Origin of the sequence: Nocardia vulneris (assembly GCF_001613425.1) — a bacterium.
In the GTDB taxonomy this organism is placed as follows: Bacteria; Actinomycetota; Actinomycetes; order Mycobacteriales; family Mycobacteriaceae; genus Nocardia; species Nocardia vulneris.
On the sequence record NZ_BDCI01000024.1, the window covers coordinates 26,712 to 51,688 of the forward strand.

Here is a 24,977-nt window from a genome sequence, read left to right on the forward strand (position 1 = left end):
TCACTGGACAGATGATCAATGGCGATCCGCTGTCCCTACCCAGCCGCGGCACGATCTGGGCGCTGCAATCCACCTTGCGCCCGCTCGGTGCGCGCCTGCCCGCGAACCGGCTCGGTGTGGCCGGTGCGCGCTTGGGTTTGGCCCTCGCCTGTCAACTCTGGTTCGACCGCATGTTGCCGACCACGCCGGTCGATGTCACCAGCCCGCGCGGCCGGACAATAGGGGAGTGGGTCGGTGTGCCGCCGCAACCGGGCCGCGCCCTCATCTACTACCTGCACGGCAGCGGGTATGTCGGGTGCAGCCCGGCCACGCATCGCGGCCTGGTGTCCGAGCTGGCCCGCCGACTGGACCGTCCGGCGTTCACCCTGCGCTACCGGCGCGCTCCGGAACACCGCTTCCCCGCCGCGCACGACGATGTGCTGAACGGCTACCGCTGGCTGCTCGACCAAGGGCACGCGGCGGAAGACATTGTGCTGATGGGTGATTCGGCGGGCGGCCACATGGCACTCGGCCTGTGCGGGCAATTGCGCGAGCTGGGCCTGCCGCAGCCGAAGGCACTGATCGGCTTCTCGGCGCTGGTGGACGCGACGTGGTCGCTGGCGCGGGCCCGCCGTGCGGAGGTGAACGACGCCTTCATGACCCTCGGTCTGGCTCGCCGCATGACCGGTCTCTACTACGGCACAACACATTTCGACGACCCTCGAATGGACGTGGCCGCTCACGTCGGAGCCGATCTACCGCCGATGCTCCTTCAAGCAGGCGGCAGCGAAATGCTCAGCGCCGACGCCGAGCACTACGGCACCGCGCAACGCGCCGCGGGCGGCCACTGCGAGGTCCAGCTGTGGCCCGGCATGTTCCATGTGTTCCAGGTCGGCCATCGTTTCCTCCCGGAAGCTCGTGCCGCACTCGACGCGGTCGAAAAGTTCGTCGCCGAGGTGGAGAATCCGCAGGTCACCCAGGGTCCGCGCACCGCGTGAACGAGACCGCGGCGAGTGCCGGGCACTGTTGTGTCCGGTTACCCGTTGTGGCACAGTCGAGCGCGCAGAAACACGAGGTCCGACGGGGCAACTAGGGTGATCGCATGACGGAATGGCGCGCGCTGACCGACGAGGAGATCGTCGACCTGGCCACTCGGCTGCGGTCGGTGCAGTGGTCGTGGCGGCTGGCGGACGCGGCCGAACTGGCTGCGGAGTTCGGGTGGAAGGTGGTACTCGCCAAGCCCGAGTGGGCGATGCTCGATACCGGTTTCGGGATGGGCAGTGGCCGGATCGCGGGTTCGGACGGCGCGGCCGAGTACATCACGGCCAAGGTCGCCGGTCCCGCCGCCGACGACGCGGCGGGTCACGCACAGTCGCGCGATGCCTTCGCGCGGATGGGTGCCGCGCTGACCGGTGCGCTCGGCGACCCGACCGACCGAAAGCCGGGAGCGTCGCCCGAGATACGTTGGGCCGGTGCGGAAACGACCGTGGTGCTGAAGGATGTCGAAACCGCGGTTCAGCTTTCGCTGATCGACAACGCCAAACTCGCGCTGCGCGATCAGGCTGTCGAACTCGAAGGGCAAGAGCTTTGACCGGGTGGGATGGGTTCGCGGCCGGGCTGGCCGAGGAATTGGCGGCGCTGCCGGAGGGCGCGATCGTGAAGGTCATCCAGTCCGGTTCGACCTCGGAGGTCCGTCCGTACGCTCAGTTTCTGCAAACCGCGGACAAGGTGTGGGCCGAGCTCGTCAGTGACAAATGGCTGGATTCCGCCGCGCAAGCAGGCGCGGCGGGCAATGACCTGATCGCGGGCGCGGGATGGCAGCTGCCCGATTTCCAGCACGGCGACAACTGGTGGATCGAGTTGCCGTGGCCGATCCGCACCGCCGACTACGCCCGGCTGGCGACGATGGTGGTGGTCGGACTGCGCGACGCACTGCATGTTCCGGAACCCACGGATCTGGTTTATCGGGCCTGGAACGAGAACACCGGCAACACCCCGTTGGAACTGCCCGCTCTGGGCCTGTCCCGCGCTGGATGAGCCGTCGCGGCGGGTGCCGCGATATTCGCCGCTCGCCATCGTGCCCGCTGTGCCAGGATGAATTCGTGCGGCCGTCCCCGGGGTCGGCCGGTGTCCGTGTGCCAGACGAGGAGAGTTCCGCGACGTGACCAGACCAGACGACGAGGCTCCGCAGGACAAGCCCCGCGCCGAATCGGCTACGGATCGCGAGCAATCCGACGCGTCTTCGCCCGCGTCCCCGGTCCGGTCCGCGGAAACGTCGGCCGAGCAGGACGCCTTCATGCGCCGCTACTTGACGACGGTGATGCGTCGGGCGCCTGCGGAACCCACCCTGCCGGGCGCCGCCGCGGCGCCCTCGGCCGACGACGAAGCCGCTCGTGCGGAATTCATGCGCCAGTTCTTCGCCTCGCTGTCGTCCGAGTCGGACTCGGACTCGGACTCGGACGAAACCGTGGCCGAACTGCTCGGAGGCGCCGGTGTCGAACTGCTCGAAGGAGCCGGTGTCGAACTGCCGGACGGCGACGACCCCGATGTGGGTTTCACGCTGATGGGCGCGGCGCCACCGACCGAGGACGTCGCCGAACGGACCGGTGCGATCAGCCACCAGGTCGCCCGCGAGCTCGGCGCGGCCGGGCCGGAAGGCTGGGTCAGACTGGAGGCGACCTTCGCGATGGCGGTGGGGGCCGAGGTGGCACTGGTCGTCTTCACCGACGCGGAGGGTCGGGTCGCGCGCGCTTTCCCGCCCGAGGACGTGCTCGCGCTCATCCGGGAACATCGGCATTTGTCGGCACAGCTCAGCGACGGCCCCTGGTGGCGGTATCTGCTCACCCTGACCAACACCGGTCAGGTCGAGGTCGATTACGACTACGGTGACGAGCCGTTCCCGGACGACCAGCTGTTCGCGCCGGAGATCTACCGCGCCGACCTCGAGGTGTATCCCCGTGCGGCGCTGCCGATTTGGCTCGCCGCGTATCTCGGCCACGGCGATCGCCAGTCCCGTACCCCGCTGGACGCGGCCGTGCAGGCGCGGGCGGATCGGGACACGGGCCGGCGCGGTGTGCTGTCCGAACACGACTTTCCGGCCTTCCCGCTGATGGCCGCCCGCTGGGCCGTGATCGCCGCGGCGTTCGTCGCCGCCGGCTCCGAACTCGGTCCGCGGGTACTGCCCTCGATGAGCTGGTTCGAGGGCCTCAAGCGCAGCGGTTCCACGCTGTATTCACTGCCCGGCGGCCGGGCTGTCCTGTCCGGCGGCGTGTGGAACGCGCCCGCGCTGGCCCGGGCCTACAACGACCGCGAGCCGATGCCGCAGCTGTACGCGGGCGCCCCGGAGTGGATCGCCAACCCGGTGCTGAACGCTCGGGTGGCCGGTGGCCTGCTGTCGTTCTGCTACTGGTGGGAAGGCGGCAACTGGTATCGCGGGGAGTCGCCGATCGCGGACGAGCTGAGCGACGCGGTGCCCGGGATGTGGACCTCGGAAACCGTCGTCGACATCGTCTGCGGGGTGCTCGGCGACGAGGTGAGCGAACGGCAGCGCGCGGCCGCCGCGACCCTGGTGTCGGCCGCGGAGATCGGGGTCGTCACCCGCGCCACCCTGGTCGACGTATTCGGCGACGACGGCGCATTCGACGTGGACAGCGCCTTTTTCCAGCTCGCCATGGCCGGCGCGACGATGACGCTGCCCGAGCCGATGCCGCAGGAGGACGCGCTGGCCCGAGTGCGGCAGTTCGTCATCGACAGCGGTATGAACACCGCGCGCTATCCGCTGTCGGACCTGCGGGCGGAGCGGATCAGCGTCGGCTGGATGGTCTACGTGCCGACCAAACCCGACGAGATCGCGATCGGCCGGGCGATCTTCTATATCGCCGACGACGGTGTGCTCGAGCAATCCTCGTCGTCGGTGGCACCGTCGATCTATATCGCGGAGTTCGAGCAACGATTCCAACGACGGCACAGCGCGGTGGAGGCTTAGCGATGACCGGCAACGAACCGATCGACGTCGACGACCCCGACGCGGACATGTCCAATGAGTACAGCCAGATGTTCTACCGCGGGGAGCGCTACACCGGGGAGGCGGTGGAACGCGATGCCGCCGGGACGATCATCGGACTGTGGACGTTTGTGGACGGATTCGAAGACGGCCCGAGTAAGAGCTGGTATTCCGACGGCGCGCCCAAGCACACCGGCATGGTCGTCAAGAATCGGCCGGTCGGGGAGTGGCGCGAATGGTATCCGGACGGCAGTCTGCGGGAGGTCAGCGTGTTCGACGGGCCGGGCAAGCTGATCTCGCGGCGGAAGTGGGACGACAAAGGAGAGCTGATCGACCAGATCCCGCGGCCTGGTCAGCGATGAATACGCAGGTCGCGGCCTTGTGCCCCTAAATTCTGGGGCTCTGTGCACCCCCCGTTTGGAGTAGTGGGTGAGTGTTGTTGGTGTTACCGTAGTTTGACTGATCGCCGCTGCGCACGTGAACGTCGCATGAACGGGCGAGCGGGTCGTGAACGGGGGCATATAGCCTCGGTCGGTACAGGAAGGGGTTCACGATGGCCGATGAGAAATTCGAGGTCGATCCCGCCGCATTCCGCAGAGCCGCCGGAAAGACCCGTACCGTCGGCACGCGCGTCGCCAAGGTCTGGTCGAACCTGGAGACCGCTATCACCGGCAGGGGCGCGCCGTGGGGCGACGACAAGCTCGGAAAGCAGTTCACCGACGGTGCCGACGGCCAGCCGGGCTACAACGCATCGAAGAAGAACATGCACGACTTCGCCGTCGGGGAGGGCGGCAACGAGGGAATGGCGGGCACCTTCAGCGGCCTCGCCGATTCGCAAGCGAAGGTCGCCGACGATATCCAGGAAATATTGGAAGAACGCAACCGTCAGGGCTTCGAATACAAATGAGTGAAGGTCGGTCGCTGTGACACATGATTTTTCGCGCGGAGATGTCGCGGGGCTCATGGACGAGGTGCAGTCGCAGCTTCGGAACATCGCGCAGCTGCAACGCCAGCGCACCGCGCTCGTGGGCAAGGCCACGGTCCGGGGCGGCCGGGTCACCGTGTCGGTGAACGCCGACGGCGTGGTCATCGACGTCAAATTCGGCCGTAATGTGGAAGAACTCGAATACGCGGATCTGGCCCGTGCGGTACTGCAAGCCTCACAGGAGGCGGCGGCGGACGTGATGCGGCAGACGCAGGAGCTGATGGCGCCCGTCCAGGAGGACCGCGCCCGGCTGCCCAAACTGTCCGACCTGGTCGAAGGCATGCCGGACGTGCGTTCGATGATGCCGACGATGGACCGGGCCCCGCAGTCCAAGCCGGACGCACCCGACCGTGCCGCTGCTGCGGCGGCCGATCAGGGCATGACGTTCGACAACGTGGAAACCGTCGAGCAGGTCATACCGAAGAAGCCGGGGGTCACCGATTCCGGTTGGTAATCGGGTGGTGACCAGATATGGGCGATTTTTGGAGCGGCGTAGTCGATGTACTCGGATGGGTCGCCGGTAGCGATTGGCCGGACGGTTCCGAGACCGGCATGCGTGGCTTGGCCGATGATTGGCGCAATGCCGCCGAGGGCATCCGGGGTATCGAATCCGATGTCTTGGCCGCGAAGAGCGCTGCCCTGGCCGCGTACCCGCACGGCGTCGCCCGTGACGAAATCGGCGGCGTATTCCAGAAATTGCTCGACGGCACCGGCGCGACGAAAGAGCAGGAAAACCAAAATCTGAAAAAGATGGCGGAATTCTTCGACGGCATCGCCACATCCTGTGACAAGGTCGGCGACGAAATCGAGTACGCCAAATGGATGATGGCCTCGTCGCTGGGCCTGCTCGCGCTGGAAATCGCTGCGGCGTGGCTGTTTCCGCCCACCGCCCCGGCCGTGGAAGCCGGGGCGATCATCGCCACCAGGTTCGCCATCCGAATGATCGCGCAGCGGGTGATGGCCGCGATCACCAGAGCACTCGCCAAGATGGTCTCCTCCGCCTTCGCCAAGTGGTTGATGAAGCACGTCGCCATCGACCTGGCGCTCGGCACCATGCAGGACCTCGGCATCCAGCAGATGCAGGTCTGGCAGGGCAATCGTAAAGGAGGCGTCGACTGGGGGCAGGTCGGCATGACCGCCCTGTCCTCCGGCCTCGGCGCGGCGGCAGCGGGCCCGGTCGGCGACAAGCTCGGCAACATGCTGAGCGGGAAGATGAAGCCGTTCTTCGCGGGCGCGGTCACCGGAATGGCAGCCGGCACAGTGGGTGCCGTCGCCGGTGCGCTACCGCAGTTCGCCCTCGACGTCTACAAGAACGGCTGGGGCGCGGCGTTCAGCAACCTCGATCCACGGATGTTCACCGCGGGCGTCTCCAACGGTGCGATGTCGGGTGGCAACAAGGCGTTGGCGAACGGGTACTTCAGCTCGTCGCCGAAGTGGGGCGGCGGCGTGCGCGTCGATCCGGTCGGCGTGCCCCGCGTCGGCTCTCTCGGCACCCTCACCCCGACCGGCGTCGGAGCGGGGGCGAACTCGCCCGCGGTCCATCCATCCGGGGCAAATGGGTTGGGCAACAACGGTTCTGGTGCACAGACCGGCACGACGGGAAGCGGTACCGGAGCCGGTCGCACCGGCGACGGCGCGGGCACCGGGGGGAACAACAACAGCGGTAGAGCCGGTGACGGTTCCCGCAATACGAACAGCGGCACCGGCGACGGTTCGTCGTCGCGGACGTCCACGGGTGACGGATCGTCGTCGCGTACGTCGACCGGCGACGGATCGACGCAGACCTCCGGCGACGGCTCGAACCGGACGAACCCGAGTAGCGCCGAAACTGGTGCGCAACAACATGATCGGGGTGGATCCGAAAGTCGTGCCGCCGACGGCGGCCGTCATGAGGGCGCGTCGGAGAGCCGTGCGTCCGACGGTGGGCGCCACGAGGGCGGCTCGGAGAATCGGGCCGGAGCCGCGCCGGAGCAGGCGGGTAGTAGCGACCAAAGCCGAAGCGGCGCAACAGATCAGGGTGGCAGCGCACAAGATCGCGGTACCGCGGGTGAGACCGGGAACACCGGCGCGGGTGCCGATCGCAACGCGGGCTCGCAGCACACGGGGGTCGACTCCGGTGCGCCGGTGCAATCGGGACAGTCTGCGCCGCAACATAATCCGGTTACGACGGCGGATCCGGCTCGCACCGGCGGCGACGGATCGCAGCCGCGGGCCGGGGTGCCGGGTGAAGCGCGACCGCACACCGGCGCCGAACCGGTGCGCGGTGGCTCCGAGCCGGTGCGCGGTGGTGAGCAGGCGCGGACGCAATCAGGCGGCGAGACCAGGGCGACGGATCCGCGGGCTGGTTCGCCGGAGGCGCGTCCCGGTGCCGAACGGCCACGCGTTGATTCGCGTGCCTCGGTCGCGGATCCGAATGCTCGTGCGGGCACGCGTGATTCAACTCCGGGCATCCGCGCCGAGTCGAGCGGGGAAGAGGCGCCGCGCGCGAAGCAGCGCGTCACCAGCGAAGCGGGCGATAACGTCCAAGTCCGTTCGGACGCAGGTGATTCCGCGGTACGTCCGCCGACCGACGCGCCGCGCTCGGGCGAGGCGGCACCCCGCACGGGCGAGGCGACACCGCGTTCGGGCGAAGCGACACCGCGTTCGGGCGAAGCGCCCCGTTCCGGCGATACGTCGACGCGGCCCGAGACCGATGCGCCGCGTTCGGATGACACCACGACGCGGCCTGAGACCGACGCGCCCCGTTCGGATGACACCACGACGCGGCCCGAGACCGATGCGCCGCGTTCGGATGATCCTGCGACGCAACCGAATCGGCCGCGTGCCGGTGAGGAGTCGCGCGCGGGACGCGAGCCGGGCGAGTCCGGTGCGCGTCCGCGCGACGACAGCCCGACGTCGCGCGACGACGCGGATACGACCCAGCACCCCGATCGCGTGGACGGCCCCGACGACCGGCAGCACGGTGCGGACGATCTGCTCCTGGTTCCGCCGCTCGTGGGTCCGGACGGCGCGAACACTCCGCACGGGCGGCACCCGACCGCCGATGCGCCCAACGACGGCTCGCCGCGACCTGACGGCGATACCGAGCCCGGTGACGCACCACGACCTCGTGGGGACGACGATCTGCGCGGCAAGTGCGGTCTGCTCTCCGTAGTCGAGCTGATCCGCCGGTTCGGCGCCGAGAACTTCCGCCTGCCGAACCGTACGATCGGCCCGGACGGCATGACCGCGGGCGAGTTGGTCGCGTCGGCGGGTGGCGCGCTGCGGGAGTTCCCGGGCGCGGATGCCATCGCGAACCGCCTGATGAGCCTCGGCGAGGGCGCGACCGCCCTGGTGGTCGACGTCTACAGCGGTCCATCGGACCGGCACGGCGTCGGCGCGCACGCCTACCTGATGGTGCACGAGAACGGCAAGATCACCATCCGCGACGCCACCCTGACCGGCGAAGAGGGCGGCGCGCCGGTCCGTGACGTCGATCGTTCCCTGGCAATTCTCTTCAAAGGTGACGGGACACCGGTCGATCCGGTGCCTGCGCATATCCGCGACGAGCTCATGTCGCACGGCGCGGACGAGGCCGAGCCAGTGCGCATCGGTGCGCGACCCGATGCGAACCAGTTCTATCGAGGTGCCGACAACAAGTGGCACCACCCGGAGGACGCGGACAATACCTGGCGTGACGAGGGCACGTTCCGACTGCGCGACAACACGGGCTGGATCGACGATCACCTCAGCAAGCGAGGGTTCGCCTTCCTGGCCGACGAAGGACCCGCCAAGCCTTACGACGTGACCGATCCGGAACTACAGAAGCAGTTGGACGACGCGTCCACCGAGCGGAAGAACCTGCAGACCCAGCGCGACACGGTCGCCGACGATCTGGTCAAGAATCTCATTCCGGAGTTCTCGCAGTACGGGATCAAGGAGATCCCGCAGCTGAAGGCCAGCGAACTCGACACGGTGATCAACCGGCTGACCGACAAGGTCATGACAGATCCCGGGCTGACCGACGACGCAAAGCTGGCAAAGCTCGAGAAGCTGAATGATCTGCAAAGTCAGGCCGAGAAGTACAACGAACTCGGCCCGAAGATGGTGAACGCCTCCAAGCTGCTCGGCGAGCTCGGTGCGAAGGCTTTCGGACTCGATCCGGTATTGCACCCGGATGCGGTGATCATCAGTCCTTTCAAGGGCGCGCGGGACGGCGCGGACATGGTCGACTACGCGATCCTGGTGCCGGGCCACGACGGCTCGGACGGCAACCCGCCGCGACCACCCAAATTGGTCGTGATCGAGGCCAAGGGTGTCGGTTCCGGGCTCGGCGGCGCGAACACCGTGGACGGCAGGGCGCAGCAAGGCTCGCCGGAATACCTGCGGCGCACGCTGGCCATCGACCACAACTTGAAGACCATCCTGTCCGAGACGCCGGAGCAGTTGCGCGCTCGTGGCATCGATGTCGATTCGCCGGAGGGGCAAGCACTTCTGCGTGCCCGCGACGAACTGCTGAAGGCGCACCACGACGGCACTCTGGACATCGAGTACCACAAGGCGCACGTCAACATCCACGGCAAGGTCAAGATCTCCGAGTTCGGCCTGGACCGCAACGGTGTGCCGGTGCGGATGGACAATATCGGTGAGGTTCAATCCGATCACACTCCGCCGCAACAGAGTTCGCCCGACGGCACGCCCCCGGCCGGACCGCATCCCCGCGTCGACAACGATCCGGCCAACCAGCTGGACGACCGCCGCGGCCGCTGCGGCGAAGACTCGCTGATCGACCTGCGCAACCGGCACGGCGACCATATCTGGTTGCCGGAGCGCACCATCGGCCCGGACGGTATGACCGCCAGGGAACTGGAGGCGCTGGCCGGCGGCGAGTTGCGTCCCGTCGATACGCACGAGCAGATCCGGCAGCAGCTCATCGCCCTGGGCGAGGGTTCCTCGGCCTTGGTCGTCGACACCTACGCGGGGCGGGACGAGCACGGGGTCGGCGCGCACGCCTACGAGCTGATCAACGTCGGCGGCGACAACATCATCGTTCGCGATATCGGTGCGGGACTGGACAATCACAGCTTCCCGCCGCGCACGCCGGGGGAGGTGCGCAATATCCGCGCTATTCTCCTGGCCGGGCACGAGGGACGGCCGGAACATCCGATCAGCGATGCCGACCGCCGCCGGATTCTCGATCAGGAGGCGGGCGCGCACGATCCGGCCCGGGTCGGTCAGCCGTTCGACGGCAGGCAGCACAACGGCACCGGCAGCCCACGCCACGAGCTCTCCGACACCTCACCACCCGCCGATCTCGACGGCACCGACACAGACGCTCCGCGCCGAGACACGGACCTGCCCGAAGTCGAGATGATCGGCGAGCCCGGCCCCGGTGTGACACCGGAGATGCTGGACGCCGCGCGCCGTTCGGTCGCCGAAACCGGTGAGCCCCTGGTGCTTTTCGGCAGCCGCCAAACCGGAATCTCGGAAAAGACCGGCGAACCGTTCCGCGCAGACAGCGATCTCGACCTTGCCGCGACCACGGCTGAAGGGCTGATGCGGCTCGCCGACCTGCACGAGGGCGAGAGCCCCATCCCGGGCGTCAAAGACGTAGCCGGAATCTTCTCCGAGGAAGTAGCCCGCGAAAAGGGCTACCTGGTAATCAAACCGGTAGCCGCCGACGCCCCCGAAACCCGCACCACCCCAACGCAAGAAGGCGCGCCCCCCACCAACCGCGCCCCCGCGGACACCACCGACGCCAGCCCCCGCCCCGCCGAGGAAACCCCCGAACCGGCCACCCGCCCCGCGGACGAAACAAACCGCACTGATGACGGCGCGCAACGCGAGCCGGATGCCAATGCCGATGCGGGCCCGCTGCACGACGATCACCTGTCCGACGAAACTCGGCCGCTGCCTTCGTCGTTCATCGTGCCGGACAACGGCGCGCCGATGCCGGGGCCGGAAGTCGACAGTCATCCACTGGGCACCCTCGACGAGTCGACGGTGACGCGCGATGCGGGCACCGATCTCATCACCCACGTCGACGGCGTGCCGATCGATGACTACGTGCGCGCCCTCGGCGCGGAGCGCGCGGACGTGTACCGGCAGGCCGCGGCGGACAAGGTGTTGTCGCGAAACGCGCAGGGCGCGTGCATGTCCGTGGGCATCGATCGAGAGACCGGACGCGTTTACGAAGCCGCGAACGGCAAGCGCTCCGACATCATCGCCGACGCGGACGCACACCCGACGCTCAAAGAGAACCTCCGTCTCATGGAGGAAAACGGTCCGTATAGTCACGACGAAGACCCGAATGTGCCGAAGACGGAACCGCATCCGCACCCCGACGCGCCGCTGGGCCACGCCGAGGTCAAGGCCACCAACCAGATGCTGTGGGACCGCCGGGCCGCCGGGCTGGCCGACGACCACGCCGCGCTGGCCGCGCTGATCCACGCGCCGCAGTTCCCGTTCGGTGGCCGGGCGGGTGACGCCCCGTTCTGCGCCAACTGCCACCACATGCTCGATGGTGCGGACAGCGCCACCGACCGGATGACCAAGTACCCGCCGTCGGACGCGGCCAAGCAGAGCGTGCTCGATCAGCAGCGCCGCGCCGCCGAGGAGGCGGGCGCGCCGAATCGGACGCCGGAAGCGCCACCTGTCGGCGATCCGCCGCGGGATGCGCGACCGCCGGATTCGTCGCGGCCCGAAGGGGAATCCTCGCCTGAGGTCGGGCCCGCGGATTCGCCGCGACCGGAACAGGATTCGTCACCGGCGGTCAAGCCTGCGGATTCGGCTGCCGAGGGTCGGCCGAGGCCTGCGGATTCGGCTCGGCCGGAAGGGGATTCGGCGACGCAGCCGCGGCCCCGGCCGGGCGGGGCGGATGATCCGGGGCGGATGGCGTCCGCGTTGTCGCATGAGCGCGAGGTGGGTTCGCGGCTGATGCCGCCTCGGCCCGAGGCGGCGGTCGACGGCGGTGCTCGCCCCGGCGACGACATGCCGCAGCCGCACATCACCGACGAGTGGACGCCGTTGAGCGCTGCCGAGGTCGGCGCGAAGCTGGCCGAGGACACCGGACTCGTCGTCTACGGGTTCGACCGGCCCGGTGTCGATGCCGAGGTGGCGCGTGAAATCGCCAGGGGCATCGTCGATCTGCGTGGCAAGTATCCGAACATGGACCTGCGCACTATCGGTATCGGTGATTTCCGGGGCCGTTGCTTGGCGATGGTCCTGCCCGGAATCGACCCGGAAACCGGTCTGCGGCGGGCGGATTCGATCAAGTTCAGCTCGGACTTCGTCGGCAGCATGGACGCCTTCCGGCAGGAGGTCCAGCGTGGCCTGAGCAACGGCCGGTTCGGCCCGAACATGATGGGCGACGGCCGGGCGGTGCTCGGCATCCTGACGCACGAATTCGGCCACGTGGTGGACATGCAGGGCCAGCGGGCGTCGCTGCGGCCGATGGATCCGGACGATCCGCATTCGCTGACGTACGCCGATCACGTGCTGCAGGAGTACTACAAGCAGAAGGCGGCATCAGATCCGGCGTTCCCGGCCACGCCGCAGGGGTACGACCGGTGGCTGCGTCAGCTCAGCCCCTACAGCTTCGACCAGAACGGGGTGTTCCATCCGGGCGAGGCCGTCGCCGACGCCTTCCTGGACGTCGAACTCAACGGCTCCCGGGCAAGCGAGCCCGCCCAGGTCCTGCACCGAATGCTGATGGACTTGGCGGTGCTGGGCGCCGACGCACTGCCGCCGCGTCCGCCGCGGCCCGATGCGGGCGGCACCCAGCGCGCTGACGCGCCCGCCGATCCCTCCGCACCGCAACGGGTTCCGGACTCTGAATCCGCGCCGCGGGCGGCGCACGAGCCACCCATGCGGGCCGGCGACGACTCCGCGGCGACACCCGCGCGGGACGAGGGCAGGCACGAGAGCCTCGCGGATTGGTCGGCACGGATGCGCGCCGAACAGGCGGAGTGGACGGCGCGGATGGCCGCCGAGCACGCGGCGGCGATGCGCCAGATCGCCGATACCGGGCCTGCTGACTGGGCGTCGCAGATGCGCGCCGACCACGCCGAATGGCAGGCGCGCATGGCCGCGCTGCGCGCTGAGTTCTCTCGCGATATCGCAGACGGCGTGCTGCCGCGGGTCGCCGCCGAGGCGCCGCCGGAGCCGGCCGGTCGGCACCGTGCCGAGGATCCCGAAAACCGGAGCCGCACAGGCGAGTCCGAAGGCGAGCCGCCGCACCCGGGCGACAAGAAGGTCTGGCCGCTCGGCGAGTCGGCGGCCGAACCGGAAGCCGCGGGTGCCGGTGGCGGTAAGAAGCCGCCGGAAACCCCACCGCGCGTAAGTGATCCGGGCGACGAGGACGCGAACAACGGCGACCGGCAGAACCCGGAGGAGCCGGCGGCGCGCGAACCGGAGCAGACGCCGACACCCGAGGAGCCTGCACCGACACCGGAACGGCCCGCGCCGACACCCGAGCAGCCGACCCCGACACCGGAGGAAGTGTTCGCCCAGCGGCAGCAGGACCTCGAGGCCGCGCGCGACCGTGCTCTCGCAGAGCGCGCGGATGCGCTGCGGCAGCGCACCGAACTTGCGATGCGCTTGCGGGTCGACTCCGATGTCGACGCGCCCGGCCTGCGGCCCGAGAATCTGCCCGACACGATCGACGAGATCCTCGGGCGCACCACGGAGTTGCGCGAACAGGCGGTGGTCGCGGAGCGAGTCCGGGATCTGGAACACCAGGTGAGCCGGATCGCCGACGCGGACGCCGACATCGCCCGGATCGACCGGGATCTGGCGTTGCTCGCCGCGGAACGTGAGGCGGCGGCGCGCAACGAGACCCCCGAGGGCGAATACGACCGCCTGCTCGACCAGCGCCGGCAGCTGTTCCAGGATCGCGAAGCGGCACGGGCCATCCGGGACGAACTGGCGGTGCGGCACGGCATTTCCGATCTCGACGGCGACGCGTTCGAGCGCCGGGTCCTCGACCTGTACGACGAGTCGCAGGGCCGCAAGGTGCACGTACGCGGCGGGTTGGACAGCATGGAGCGGATCGTCCGCGAGCCGTTGTCCGGCCCCGAAGCGGTGGCGCGGCAACGGGAGATCCGTGAACTCGCCGAGGCGCTCGCGGAGTTCAACCGGCTCGATCAGGCGATCGAACAGATCGACGCACGGATGGCCCAGCTGCGTGAAGACGGCGTCGGTCTCGATCGGCCGCCTACCGAAGACCTTGCCCCTGAACTGGATCGGTTGGCGGGTGAGCGCACCGAGCTGCTCCGCGACACCAGGGTGCAGCGCATGATGGTCACCGATCTGGCGCGCGCGTTGCGGATCGACGAGGGCAGCTTGCTGGAGAGTCCGCAGCGGCTGGCCGAGGAGATGGAACACCAGCGTTCGCGGACGATGCGGGTCGACGAAATGGCCGACCGCCTCGCGATGCTCGATCTGCTGGAGTCCGCGGCCGCGGATGTGCTCGCGGCCGACAACGCCATCGGCAGGCTCGAAGACGAGATGTCGCGCGTCACCGGGTTGTGGCGTGACCTCATCACCGCGCAGGGCGGGCACATGGTGACCGACCGCGTCGGCATCATCTACGGCGAGCGCCCGCGGCTCATCGTGTTCGGCCCGCGGGCCGAACACGAGAACCCGCACCGCGCATTCGACGACGCGCTGCGCGACGCATTGAACCGCAGTCCTGCTGCCGCGCAGGCGATGCTGCGGCATCCGCGCGTCGAGTACCACCAGATCGTCACCGACCGGGCAGGCGGGTGGCGCGATGTCGGGATGCCCGGTCCGCGGCTCGAGCGCACCGAAACCGGTTGGATCAACGGGGATCCCGGCATGCTGGTGGTCCGCTGGCAAGACGGTGACGGACAGTGGCATCCGGTCAATCCGGCCAGACCCGAATGGCGCACCAACCGTGAGGACGGCACGCCGGATCACTGGGAAGAGCCGAACCCCGACTGGTGGGCGGGCCTGGCCGACTTCATCAACGACCTGGCAACGCCTTTCGCCGATATCCCGCCCGGGCATATCGCGAAGAACATGCTGCCGATGAATCCGATGAGCGCGCCGGTGCTCTACGACGGCCTGGGTGTCGACCCGGATTCGATCGAGACAATCCACCTCGGTGGCGATATCTACGCCATCCAACGGAATCTGCGCACCCTGTTCGCGGCCATCGATCATCCGATGGTCCGGGATTGGATCCATCGGCACCCGGAAATCGGCGACTGGGTCAAGGCGCGCCCGTGGTTGCAGAAGATGCCGATCTTCGGCACGGTGTGGTCGTCGTTCGACTGGTACAAGCCGCCGGAGTCCAACATTCAGCCGATGTACCGGCGGTGGGAACCCTCGGAGCATGCGCCGCTCGGTCACCGGGTCGAGATCCCGGAGTGGTTGCAGCGCTCGATCGACGCCGATGTCGCGCGCTGGCGCGAGGTGCAGCAGTGGGCCGACGGTGAATACGAGCGATTCCGTGCCGATGACCAGCTGGCCGATCGGATGGCCGGTCCGCTGGCCGACTACCGCCAGCAGCAGCGGGTGGCCGGTGCGGAGGACGTGCTGAAGCACATCCGCGAGGAACTGGTGGATCCGCATCGCGGTGTCGACCTGAGCCGCCCGGATGTCGACAAGCAGTTGCAGCTGATCAACGAGCAGATCGATCGGCTCGCTCACAAGTTCGCCAACCATTTCGACACCGACAACCGGGCCGAGGTCCGCGATCAGATCGCCGATATTCGCCAGCAGCTGTTGGACATTCGCAACGAGCGCCCGATCACCGATGCCGACATCGCGCGCCTCGTCACGGAATTGACCCCGGCGATGCGTCCGCTGACTCCGGAAATCGAACGGCAGAACCCGGCCCTGAAACCACCGGACCTGGACTTCGACCATGTCCCGCCGCGGCTCGATTTCCCGGAGTTCACCACCGCACAGCTGCGGCAGATCCTCGACCATCTGCTCTTCGACGAGCACCTGGCCAGCGACCACGCCGATCCGAGCGGCCGGCCGGTACTGCGGCGGATGGATCAGCTGGCCGATGTCGCCGAAGCCATCAACCGGATCGTCGAAGGCAAACCGCTGCCCGCGGATATCGTGCTGCTGCTCGACGCGCTCGCGGAGTCCAACTACCTGCGTGACCCGGCGAACGCGGGCAAGACCTGGCATCACGCGAACGCGCACGCCGTCGCCGAGGGCTATCACTGGGACGCGAATCGTCCGCCGCTGACCGAAGAGCGGGCCGGCATCCCGTATGCGCCCGAACCGCTCAACCCGCCGGAACCGTTCCTGCCCCGGGATCGCTACGAACTCCAGCTCGCCAAGGCTCGGGTTGCCTGGGAAGCGCGCACCGACGCCCTGCTCGAGGCGGCCAGAGCGGCGGGGGTCGACGCGGACGTGGTGTTTGCGGAGGATCCTGCGCCCCGGCTGGCGGAACTGCGCGCGGAACAGCCGGACGAGGCTGGGCGCCAGCGCATCGACGATCTGACCAGGGCCCTGCAAGAGTTCGACGCGGCCGCCGCAGCGGTGACACGGTTGGAAGACCGCCTCGAGCAGCACGATGCCGACCGCGCGCTGCCGCGAACCCAGCGCATGGAACTGCTTGCCGGGGAACCGAATTCGCCCGTGCGGCCGGAGCCGGTGGAATCGCCCGAAGCGGTCGCCGAGCGGCAGCGCGCCGCCGAAATCGAAGCGCAGCGCCGCCAAGCCGAGATCGATCGGCTGGAGCAGGCCAAGGCCGATGCGTTGCGGGCTCGGGACGAGGCCGAGGAGCAGTTGCGCCAGGCGCGGGACCAGGCCGAGGCGGAGGCTGCGTTCGAGCGGCAGCGGTTCGCTGAACGCGATGCGGCGGAGCTGGATCGTCAACTTACACAACAGCTTCGGGACAACGCACTGAACGATGTCGAGGCACGTCCGTTGCCGGGTCTGCCGCAGGTCGGGGTAACCGATGGCGATCCGCGTCGCGTGGTCGTGGTGGTGCGCGGGGAGTCGGATCCGGCCACGCTGCTGGACCGGGCGGTCGCAGCGCATCCGGATCTCGGTGACCTGGTCGGGCCGAACCGCGACAATGCCATCGTCTTCCGGCTCACACCCGGCGAAGACGGGCGCACGCAGGTCCATCGGGAAGATCCGCCGGATGCGCCGCCGCTGGCCGCCGTGCGGCCGGAGCCCGACGCGCCCAGCGATGGCGGTGCCGCGAAGCGGTTGCCGGTTGCGGAGACGCCGCAGCAGCACCCGGAGATCGATCGGCTGGAGCAGGCCAAGGCCGACGCGCTGCGCGCCCGCGACGACGCCGAGCAGCAGTTGCAGCAGGCGCGCGATCAGGCGGAGGCCGAAGGCGCGTTCGAGCGGAAGGGGGATGCCGAGCGCACCGCGGCCGAGCTGGATCAGCAACTCACGCAACAGCTTCGGGACGATGTGCTGGCCCAGGTCGGTGCTCGGCCGCTCACGGGTCTGCCGCAGGTCGGTGTGATCGATGGCGACCCGCGCCGGGTGGTGGTCGTGCTGCGCGGCGAGTCGGCGCAACCCGCGACGCTGATCGATCGGGCGGTCGCCCAGCATCCGGACCTCGCCGAGGTCGTCGGACCGAACCGGGACAACGTGGTGCTTTTCCGTCTCGTCGTCGGCGAAGACGGCCGCACCCAGGTGCATCGCGTCGATCCGCCGGATGCTTCGGCCCTGCCCATCTCCCGCCCGGAACCCCACTCCCCGAGCGACGGCGGCGGTACGAAGCAACCTCCGACCACCGAAACCCCGCAGTCCGGCGGCGCCGCGCAGCGCGGCGAGAACACGCCTGCCGAGACACCGCAGCCGCGGCAATCGCCGCAGCCCGGCGAAACGCCGCAGCAGGGTGCGGTTCCGCCGGTCCGCGAGACCCCGGTGGTCGGCGAGGCGCCGCAGTCGCGCGAAACACCGCCGAGTGGCGATATGCCGCAGTCGCGGCAAGCGCCGCCGCCAGGTACGGCACCGCAGTCGCGGCAGACACCCACTGGCGCGGGCGCGCCGGTGCGGGAGACTCCCGTGGCCGGTGCTGCGCCGCGGTCGAGTGCAGACCCGCAAGCACGGCCGGCGCCGGAGAACCAGACCGGTCCGCAGGCGGGGCCGGTGGCGGGTACCGGTGTGCCGCAGCGTGGTCCCGGTGAGAATGTCGGACAGGGTGAAACCGGAGCTCCCGCAGGCGATCCGGTGGTTCCGGCCGGAGAGAATCGTCCGCAGACCGGTGCGCCGCAGGGGCAGTGGTCGACGGTCGGTGCGCCGCGAGCGTACGAGCCGACCACCCGCACACCGGAATTCGAAAGCCTTGTCACCCGAATTTCCGACGAGGCGGCCCGCGGTGCGCAACTGCTCGATGGTGCGCGGGCGGCACTGCGCGGGCTCGGCGTCGACCCCGACGGCCTGACTCCGCGGCAGATGGAAGAGCGGGCGCGGGAAGTCGCCGACGCCGCCGACGCCCGAATCACCGAGCTGAACAACCGCACCGGTATCCGGCCCGAGGAGATGGTGCAGTACTTCGACGATCGCAATGCGGCGCAGCAGCGGTACGCCGAGGTCACCCGGTTGATGGGCACGCTGACGCAGAGCCTCGGCCAGTACCACGAGTCGATGCGGACCAAGAGCGACCTGTGCGTCGAAGCGGGCGCGGTGATCGCGCGTGACGTGCTCGCCACGGAGGGACAACCGCTGCGGAATGCGGACGGCGTCGCGGTGCTCCCAGGCGATCCGCAGCGTATCCTCGTGGTCTCGCCGTTCCGCGCGCCCGAGCACATCCTCGGCGACCAGTTGCGTGACTCTTTGGCGCAGCAGCACATCGACGTGGTCTACCGGCAAGTTCAGGTGGATGACACCGGCCGCGTGACCATCGTGGATCTACTGCCCCTGAGCGGTGCGGCCACGGTGGGCGAGCCGGTTACGCCGGGCCCGCGGCCGACTCCCGGCGAGGGTGGCGCGCCGGTCCGTCCGGGACAGTCGAACGAGACACCCGGTTCGCGTAAACCGCCTGAGTCAGGCGAGGGTTCACGTCCAGGCGAGCCGAAATCCGAAGTGCCGCAAGAACCGCCTGCCCCGCCGAAGGCGGAAGGCGCAGGCGGCGGGAAGAAGCCGCCGCAACCACCGGCGACGCCGCCGGTCGGTGATCCGGGCGACGGCTCCGCGAGCGGCCCGAACCGTCAGGGCGACGCTCCCCGCAACCCGAACGAATCCGACACGGGAGCAGCCGATCTCGCCCGCGCGGTGGCTCGGGTCGAGGACGCGCCGACCTCGGGCGAGGAGATCCGCGTCGAAATTCTCAGCGAGGGCGCGCTGCAGATGGCCGAGCGGGTCGAGTTGATCACCCTCGCCGACGGCACGCAGCTGATCCGCAAGACACTGAGCAACCCGATCCACGCCGACGCGGAAGTGCTTGCGGCGCTGGTCGGCCGGGCGGTCGGGGCGAACGTGCCGCACATCATCCGGGTCAGCGACAACATGATCTTCATGCAGTTCATGCCGGGTGACTGGCCGAGCAGCCTGCATCCGGGAGCCTGGAGCCCGCAGCAGACCGGGCTCACCGACACTCCCGCCGGTGTGCGTATGGGCCTGTTGGACGTGCTGATCCGAATGCCGGACCGCGGCATGACGAACTGGCTGGCCACCCGGGACGGTCAGATCAGCGGCATCGACCACAGCCTTGCCTTTGTCGGTGGCCGGCGCGGTGACGCCGAAACCAGCAGTGGGTTCGCCTACCACTTCTTCGATCGCGGCGCCGATGGCACGATCCACTGGCGTCAGCACGAGGTCGGTGCCGCCGAACTCGCCGAGATCCGCCGCCGGATCGAGGCGATGGAGCCGGAGTTCGCCGCGCACCCGGAGTGGTATCAGTCCGTGCTCGATCGGTTGACGATGCTCGAGCAGAACGCGCGGCCGGACGACGGCCCGATGCCGCCGGAAGATCCGTCGAGTGGACCGGGCGAGCCGGGTGGTGCGAGTCCACGGCAACCGGGCGGTCCGCAGCGTCCCGGTGCACCCGAACAGCCGGTCGGTCCCGAAAACGAAAGCGGCACACCGAGACCGAAGGGCGCTGCCGAACCGGAAGGCCGGACGCCCCCGCCGGATCCCGATCCGGCGCCGACGCCGGAGGTCGATCCCGCCGAGCGTCGCGCCGAGCTGGTCGAGTCGCGCGACCAGGTGCTCGCCGACCGCGACAGCGCGGTGCGCCGGCGCGACGAGCTCGCCACGCTGCTCGGTGTCGATCCGTCCGACGACTGGGCGGCCCTGCGTCCGGGCGACGCCCTTGCCGACACGCTGCGCGAGCTGAACCACCACCGCATCGAGGGTCAGGAGCGGCTGCCGCACGACGTGCTCCGGGTGAAAGAGCTGGAGCGGCTGTGCAATCGGATTGCGACCGACGAGGAAACGCTCGCGCGGTTGACCACCGAGCTGGCCCGCCTGGACGCCGAGTATGCGCCGCTGGAAACCCGTGAAGCCGAATACGACCGGCTGCTCGAGGAGCGCGCGGACCGCGCGCGGGAACGGGAAACCGCCCGTGCCGCAAGGGATGACCTCGCGCGGCGTCTCGATGTGCCGGAGCTGAGCGGTGACGCGTTCGACCGGCGGGTGCTCGACCTCTACCAGGAGGCGCGCACCCGAACGGTGCGGGTGCCCGGCAACCTCGACAGCCCCGGCCGGGTGGTGCACGAACCGGTGGCGGGGCCGGAGCGGGAACTGCGCGAACAAGCCATCCGCAGCTTGCAGCAGTCGGTCCGGGAGTTCAATCGGCTCGACCAGCTCGTCACGGGTATCGATGCCAGGCTCAACGAACTGCAGCGGCAGGGCGTGGATCGGGACCGTCCGCTTTCCGATGACGTTGTCGCCGAACTAGATGAGCTGGCGGGCAGGCAGGCCGCCATCTTCCAGGAGAGCAGGCGGCCACGCGCGGTGCTGGAGGATCTGGCTGAGCGGTTGAGCATTCCGCTGACCGACCTGGGCCCGGAGCCGCAGCGGCTGGCCGACACGATCGATCACCACCTGCGTACCGACGACGGCACGGACCCCAATCGACCTGCGATGCTCGACGTGCTCGCCACCGCGGCCGCGGATGTGATCAGGGCCGACAACGCGATGACCCGGTTGCAGGACCAGATGACCGCGCTCACCGAGCGCTGGCACGAGGTCGCGGGCTGGCGCGATGCGCTCACGGCCGAGGGCGGGCGGATGGTGACCGACCAGGTCGGCTACTTCGGCGGTGAACGGCCGCGCATCGTGGTCTTCGGGCCGGTGTCTACCTCGGACCAGCCGCGAGCCGGGCACGATGCCGCGCTAGAGCGCGCCATCCGGACGAATTCCGATGTGGCGCAGGGCATGATGCGATCGCCGCAGATCGAATACCGGCACACCGCACCCGGCCGGGAAACGGTGGTCTCGCGCGGGCCCGAGGTGGAACGCCTCGAGACGGGCTGGATCAACGGTGATCCGGGTCTGCTGATGGTTCGCTGGCGCGACAGCGACGACGTCTGGCATCCGGTGAACCCGAGCAGGCCGGACTGGAAGACCAACCGCGACGCCGAGACGCCGGACGCCTACGATCCGGGTGATCCGGACTGGTGGGCCGGCCTCGCCGACTACATCAACGATCTGGCAACGCCTTTCGCCGATATCCCGCCCGGGCATATCGCGAAGAACATGCTGCCGATGAACCCGATGAACGTGCCGGTGAAGTACTTCCAGGACGGTGTGTCGGACGACGCTCTGGTCAACGTGCACATCGGCTCGGATTTCTATGCCATTCAACGGGATATCCGTACGCTGCTCGCGGCGATCGATCACCCGAAGGTGAAGGCGTGGATCCAGCGGCATCCGGAGATCGGGGACTGGGTCAAGGCGCGGCCGTGGCTGCAGAAGCTGCCGCCGTTCGGGACGGTGTGGTCCGGATTCGATTGGCACACACCGCCGGAGACCAATATCCAGCCGATGTACCGGAGCTGGGAGGCGAGCGAACACACCAGTTACGACCACGTCGAGATCCCGGAGTGGTTGCAGCGCCAGTTCGATCACGAGGTGGCGCAGTGGCAGAAGGTCCAGGACTGGGCCGACCGGGAATACGAGAAGTTCCGTGCCGACGATCAGCTGGCCGACAAGATCGTCGACCAGTTGGCGCAGTACGGAAAAGACCAGCAGGAGGCCGCCGCTCGCGCACTGATCGACCTGGTGCGCAAGCAACTGGTGGACGGGCACCGCGGCATCGACCCGACCCGATCCGACGTCGCCGAACAGCTGGAGCGGATCGACAAGCAGATCGATGAGCTGGCTGCACGCACGGACACCATGTTCGATGGCAACGATCGAGACCTGGTGCGCGACACCATCGCCGACATCCGCAACGCCCTGCTCGACGAGCGGAGCAACAACGGCAGGATCAGCGACGAGCGGATCAACGAGATCGTCGCAGAGCTGGTGCCGAACATGTGGCACGACGCCACCGCCGAGGGCGCGCTGCCGCCGCCACGGTTCACCAAAGAGCAGATCCAGCAGGTGCTCAACCATCTGCTCACCGACGAGCACCTGGTCACCGACTACGCCGATCCCAACGGCCGGGTGGTGCCGAAGCGGATGGACCAGCTCGCCGACGTCGCCGAGGCGATCAACCGTCTCGTCGCGGGCAAAGCAATGAAGCAGGACATCGTGCTGCTGTACGACGCGCTGGCCGAATCGGAGTTCCTGCGGGACCCGGAGAATCACGACAAGACCTGGCACGATGCGAACACGCACGCGGTCGGCCTCGGCTTCCACTGGGATGCGGATCGGCCGCCGTTGACGGGCGAGCGCGCGGGCGTTCCGTACGCGGTCGGCCCCTTGCCGGAGCCGCCGCCGTTCCTGCCGCGCGACCGCTACCAGCTCGAATTGGACAGGGCGCGTGCGGCACTGGACACGCGTATCGATGCGCTGCTGGAGCTGGAGCAGAACCTCGGTCTGGATCCGGAGTGGATGTTCGGTTCCGACCGAACGGTCGACGCGTTGCTGGCCGACCTGCGGGCAGCGCAGACCGACGCCGAAGGTGAACGGCGCGTTGATGATTTGGCGCAAGCCTGTCGCGATTTCGACGCCGCCACCGAGGTGGTGCGGGTGCTCGAAGACAACATCGCGCGCCACGACAGCGAACTCGCGAAGGCGCGCGAGCTGGCCCGCAGTGGACGACCGGAACTGCCTGAAGCCGAAGCTGATTCGGCCGAGAATCCGTCGGACGGTGAGCGTACGCCCGATTCCGCCGCGCAACGCGAGACCGAACGCCTCCTGGTGGAAGACCGGCGCGAGGGGCTGGAGCAGGAACTGACCCAGGCGCAGGAGGCGCTGGATCGAGCCGAGGCGGCGCGTGCCGAGGCCGCCGAGGCACTGCGTGTGTCGATCGAGCCGAACCAGCTCGGCTCCGAGAGCGAGATCGTCGCCCGCGGTGACGAACTGCGCGCCCGCACACTGGATGTCACCGAACAGCAAGCCCGGTTGGACAAGGTCGCCGAACTGGAGCGGGCCGCCCGTGACTATCTGGCGGCCGAGCTGGAAGTGGCGCGGATCGAGGAAGACTTGGCGCGCGCCGAGTCGCGGGCCGCGGCACTGGCCGACCCGGAGACAGGTGCGCCGGACCGTCCGCGGTCGGATCCCGAGCACGAAAACCGGCAAGGGGCAGTGGATTACACCGCTCCGGTGCGTCCCGGTTCGGAGGACGGCGTGCTGGAAGGTACCGATCGTCCCGAGCGGCAGAGCGAAGCGGACTCGGGCCGGGACCGTGACGATGCCGACAACAGCACGGATCGGGATCGGGCGACCGATGACGACGGCGGCGACGACAGCGATCGGACGCGCACGACGGAGGACGAGTTGACGCCGCCGGTGTTCCGTTCGCATATCCCGCATCCGCCGCACGAATTCGAGCTCGAGTTCCCGCCGCACGCGATGGCTCCGCCGCCGCCCAAGGCGCCGATGCCGGAGCTGCCGGAACCCGAAAAGCCGCCGGTGCCACCGGTTCCGCCGGTGCCACCGCAGCCGCCGGTCTCGCCGCGGCCGACCAGTCCGACCAATCGTCCGGCGGGCAGGCCGACGGGATCGCCGACGCCCACCACGCCGCGGCCGACTCCGCCGCCGTCCACGCCGCGGCCGACGACTCCGCCGCCGACGACTCCGCCGCCGACGACTCCGCCGCCGACGACACCACCGCCGACGACACCACCGCCGACGACGCCTCCGACCACACCGCCGACGACGCCTCCGACCACACCGCCAACGACGCCACCGACCACACCGCCGACTACCCCGACGCCATCGCCGGATCCGACGCCATCGCCGGATCCGACGGGGTCACCGGACCCGACCGGTTCACCCGGCGGGCCGGGATCGCCGCGTCCGCCGCTGACGCCGTACCCGAGCGACGTGGCCAAGCCCGGCTACCCGGGGCAGAACGGCAACCAGGGACACAACGGCAACCAGGGACACAACGGCATCCCGAACCAGCACGGGCTCCCGCCGAACCCGCTGCTGCCTGGTGGGCCGCAACAGCCGATTGTCCCGCCGATGGTGCCGCCGATGGTGCCGCCGATGGCCGGGGCCGCGGCCGGTGGCGGCGCGGGCGGGCGTGATGATCGGCGGCGCCGCTGGAACGACGAGAACGGCTCGGGCAGTTCGGAAGTCATCCTGCAGGCGCTCGACGGCGGCCGGCTCGCGACCTTCGACCCGGTCACCGGCACGTTGCGCGCCGCCACCATCGCCACCGGACAGGTGGGCGGCGTGCTCGGCTACTTCGGTGAGACCCTCGCCGTGTTCTACCGTAAGGACGGCAGGCTGACGCTGCGGCTCGGCGCGAACGAGTTCGATCTCGATTCACCCGCGGTCGGCGTCGGCTGGGAACAGCGTGGTCCGCGCCAGGCCCGGTTCCAGGTGCACGTCGACGGCCATACCGTCACCGATTTCCCGTATCCGCTCACCGGCCTCGGCACCGACCTCGGGCTGCTGGTCCGGGATGTGCTGGCCGATCCGCGGCGCGGTGCCACGATCTTCAGCTGAGGAGGAATC

At 69.1% G+C, this 24,977-nt stretch carries 8 protein-coding genes; all 8 read left to right on the forward strand.

Annotation, left to right across the window (positions count from 1 at the left end; genetic code table 11):
* Nucleotides 1-11 precede the first annotated feature (11 nt).
* The 8 genes from NVU01S_RS26760 to NVU01S_RS26795 all read left to right on the forward strand — a co-directional run bounded on the left by NVU01S_RS26760 (nucleotide 12) and on the right by NVU01S_RS26795 (nucleotide 24,968).
* Nucleotides 12-977, forward strand: a complete 966-nt coding sequence (locus tag NVU01S_RS26760; RefSeq protein WP_043683178.1) for an alpha/beta hydrolase — start codon at nucleotides 12-14, stop codon at nucleotides 975-977.
* A 104-nt stretch (nucleotides 978-1,081) separates the two neighbouring features.
* On the forward strand, nucleotides 1,082-1,570 hold the full coding sequence (locus NVU01S_RS26765) for a DUF6301 family protein (protein ID WP_043683161.1): 489 nt from the start codon (nucleotides 1,082-1,084) through the stop codon (nucleotides 1,568-1,570).
* Nucleotides 1,567-2,016, forward strand: coding sequence for a TY-Chap domain-containing protein (locus NVU01S_RS26770; protein WP_043683164.1), 450 nt, complete (start codon nucleotides 1,567-1,569; stop codon nucleotides 2,014-2,016). The genes NVU01S_RS26765 and NVU01S_RS26770 overlap by 4 nt, the downstream gene beginning before the upstream one ends.
* A gap of 124 nt (nucleotides 2,017-2,140) precedes the next feature.
* Nucleotides 2,141-3,964, forward strand: a complete 1,824-nt coding sequence (locus tag NVU01S_RS26775) for a hypothetical protein (protein WP_043683167.1) — start codon at nucleotides 2,141-2,143, stop codon at nucleotides 3,962-3,964.
* 2 nt (nucleotides 3,965-3,966) lie between these two features.
* Nucleotides 3,967-4,344: a toxin-antitoxin system YwqK family antitoxin gene (locus NVU01S_RS26780; RefSeq protein ID WP_043683170.1), complete on the forward strand. Its 378-nt coding sequence runs from the start codon at nucleotides 3,967-3,969 to the stop codon at nucleotides 4,342-4,344.
* A gap of 191 nt (nucleotides 4,345-4,535) precedes the next feature.
* Nucleotides 4,536-4,889: a hypothetical protein gene (locus tag NVU01S_RS26785; protein WP_052281462.1), complete on the forward strand. Its 354-nt coding sequence runs from the start codon at nucleotides 4,536-4,538 to the stop codon at nucleotides 4,887-4,889.
* Between the two features lie 16 nt (nucleotides 4,890-4,905).
* On the forward strand, nucleotides 4,906-5,421 hold the full coding sequence (locus tag NVU01S_RS26790) for a YbaB/EbfC family nucleoid-associated protein (RefSeq protein ID WP_043683173.1): 516 nt from the start codon (nucleotides 4,906-4,908) through the stop codon (nucleotides 5,419-5,421).
* Nucleotides 5,422-5,438: 17 nt separating this feature from the next.
* A complete protein-coding gene (locus tag NVU01S_RS26795) occupies nucleotides 5,439-24,968 on the forward strand; it encodes a WXG100-like domain-containing protein (RefSeq protein WP_063048174.1) in 19,530 nt (6,509 codons plus the stop codon).
* The last annotated feature ends 9 nt before the right edge of the window (nucleotides 24,969-24,977 follow it).

What these genes read in the sequence shown, in the direction of transcription:
- NVU01S_RS26795 (WP_063048174.1), top strand. Translation starts at nt 5,439, where the DNA reads ATGGGCGATTTTTGGAGCGGCGTAGTCGATGTACTCGGATGGGTCGCC.
- NVU01S_RS26780 (WP_043683170.1), top strand. Translation starts at nt 3,967, where the DNA reads ATGACCGGCAACGAACCGATCGACGTCGACGACCCCGACGCGGACATG.
- NVU01S_RS26785 (WP_052281462.1), top strand. Translation starts at nt 4,536, where the DNA reads ATGGCCGATGAGAAATTCGAGGTCGATCCCGCCGCATTCCGCAGAGCC.
- NVU01S_RS26760 (WP_043683178.1), top strand. Translation starts at nt 12, where the DNA reads ATGATCAATGGCGATCCGCTGTCCCTACCCAGCCGCGGCACGATCTGG.
- NVU01S_RS26765 (WP_043683161.1), top strand. Translation starts at nt 1,082, where the DNA reads ATGACGGAATGGCGCGCGCTGACCGACGAGGAGATCGTCGACCTGGCC.